Source organism: Protofrankia sp. CiP1_Cm_nod2 (genome assembly GCF_920664355.1).
Classification (GTDB): domain Bacteria; phylum Actinomycetota; class Actinomycetes; order Frankiales; family Frankiaceae; genus Protofrankia.
On the sequence record NZ_CAKKTL010000068.1, the window covers coordinates 18,359 to 20,343 of the forward strand.

Annotated in this window: 1 protein-coding gene; it reads left to right on the top strand. The window is 71.8% G+C overall.

Features of this window, described 5'->3' with window-relative positions; translation table 11 throughout:
• A partial coding sequence (locus tag NBW84_RS10095; protein WP_445548685.1) for a cytochrome P450 occupies positions 1–1,555 on the top strand: 1,555 nt, incomplete at its 5' end.
• Positions 1,556–1,985: the final 430 nt, after the last annotated feature.

A 1,985-nucleotide genomic window follows, 5' to 3' on the forward strand; every position in this document is an offset into this window, starting at 1 on the left:
ATCCCAGGCCAGAGCCGCCGACGGCCCGGCCGGGGACGCGGGCGACGTCGGGAGCTCGAGCGAAGTCGGGAACGCCCCCGCGGCGCAGGCCGCTGACCCGCCCGGCGGCCCGGTGGGCGGCCCGGCCGGCAGGCCCGGCCCGCCTCCACCGGGCCCGAGCGGGCAGTCGCTGCGCACCGCGTACGCGTTCCTGACCAACCCGCTCGACCTGCTCACCAGGCTGCGCCACGAGTACGGCCCGATCGTGCGCGGGCCCCTGGGCCGCGGCACCGTCTACCTGGTCAACGACCCGGCCGCGGTGCAGGAGATCCTGGTGAACTCCCAGCGGGTCTTCGCCAAGGGCTTCCGCAGAAAACGAATGCCGATCGACGAGGGAGTCCAGCCGCTGGCGCTGCTGCTGGGTTCCGGCCTGCTCACCAGCAGCGGCGAGCTGCACCGGGCCCGCCGACGGCTCATCCAGCCGCTGTTCCACCGCCAGCGGATCGCCACGTACGGCGAGACGTTCGCCAGGCTGGCCGAGGAGACCGCTTCCGGATGGTCCGACGGGCAACAGCTGGACCTCCATGAGGAGATGACCGAGCTGACCCTCGGAATCGTCACCAGAACCGTTTTCGACCTGCCCCTGGACAGCGACCTCGTGCTGACGGTGCGGCGGGCGATCGCGGCGAACATGGGCGTGTCACGTCGAGCGGCCATCCCCGGTAGCCGGTATCTGGAGAAAGTACCGCTGCCCACGACGCTGCGGGCCCGTAGCTCCCGGGCCGACCTCGACCGGCTGATCCGGGAGATGATCGCCGACCGTCGACGTGCGGGGGCCGACGGCAACGACCTGCTGTCCCTGCTGCTGACGGCCCGCGACGCCGAAACCGGCGCGCCCCTGGATGACGACGCCGTGCGCGACGAAGTCCTGACGATCCTGCTCGCCGGCCACGAGACCACCGCGAACGCGCTCAGTTGGGCCTTCCATCTGCTCGGCAACGCCCCGCGGGTACGCGAGGCGTTGCACGCCGAACTCGACGAGGTTCTCGGTGACCGGCTGCCCACCCTGGACGACCTGCCCCGCCTCCCCTACACGCGGGCGGTGTTCACCGAGTCGATCCGGCTGTACCCACCGGTCTGGATCATGTTCCGCCGGACGCTGGCGGACCACTCCCTCGGCGGCTACGACATCCCCGCGGGCTCGACGGTGCTGGTCAGCCAGTGGGTCATGCACCGTGACCCCGAGTACTGGCCCGACCCCGACGGTTTCGTGCCTCAGCGCTGGCTGGAACCGTCCCCGGAACCGTCCGCGACAGCCTCCTGCGCGACAGGGCCGGTCGACGGGCCACGCTCGACAGCCACCCGTCCGAAGTACGCGTTCTTCCCGTTCGGCGGCGGTAACCGTCAGTGCATCGGCAACACGTTCGCCGAACTCGAGGCCGCGATCGTCCTGGCCACCATCTGCCGCCGTTGGCACCTGGAGCCGGCCCCCGGACGCCCCGTGACCCCCCTCCCCCGCGTCACCTTACGCCCCCGCTCCGGCGTCCCCGTGACAGCCCACCGCCGCGCTCCCTGAGGCCCCTCCACAAACTGAGCCACCCCCACAAAACATGACGCGTGCCAGGGACTGTCAGAGGATCTTCCGGCAGCTGCCGACGGGGCGGGGCCTCCACCTGCGGAAATGACTCGCTGGCGCTGGGTATTACACCGTTGCGCGGGCACTCCCGCGTGCCGCCCTCCCCCACTCCCCGGAACCCCCAGGGGCCTGTGGTGGGGGTGGTCGCGGGACCCGCGGTTGGCGGGTCTGGCCGGTCGGGTTCCGCTGGGGCGGCTCTGGTGGGATTGGCTGTGGCCGTCTGTCGCTCTTCGGGCGGTTTTGCCAGAGGCAGGATGCCGCGAGAGCGCCGGTCATGTAACCATGCGTATCCCCGCGAACGGCAGCACACCTCGACGGCCACCGGCCACCGGCCACCGGCCACCGGCCACCGGCCACCGGCCACCGGCCA